The sequence below is a fragment of the Shewanella electrica genome (assembly GCF_022321485.1).
GTDB lineage: Bacteria > Pseudomonadota > Gammaproteobacteria > Enterobacterales > Shewanellaceae > Shewanella > Shewanella electrica.
In genome coordinates this window covers 1-238 of sequence record NZ_JAKOGG010000744.1, presented here as the reverse complement: position 1 = coordinate 238, position 238 = coordinate 1, and the positions used below count along the sequence as shown (strand labels likewise).

1 protein-coding gene is annotated in these 238 nt (G+C 54.6%); it reads left to right on the top strand.

Going from position 1 to position 238, the window contains the following annotated elements; all coding sequences use genetic code 11:
* A partial coding sequence (locus L9G74_RS21990; RefSeq protein WP_238899055.1) for a hypothetical protein occupies positions 1-238 on the top strand: 238 nt, incomplete at both ends.

The window sequence follows — 238 nt, the reverse complement described above, 5'->3', positions numbered from 1 at the left end:
CATGCCGGAGCGTCCCTCCCTGACTCACATCGAAGCTCTAAAAGGACTCGCCGGCAACGAACAGCTCGCCGCTCTCCTGACGCAGCACAATACTCTCGCTGAGAACATCAAAAACTGGACTTCCCAAGAGGAGTTGGCTGCCAAGCGCAAGCCGGCCTGGGAGATGCTTGAGAGGTTTTTGTCCCAAGGAAACAACTGCCCCGAAATACTGGAGCTAAGAAAACAAGTCGATGCTGTC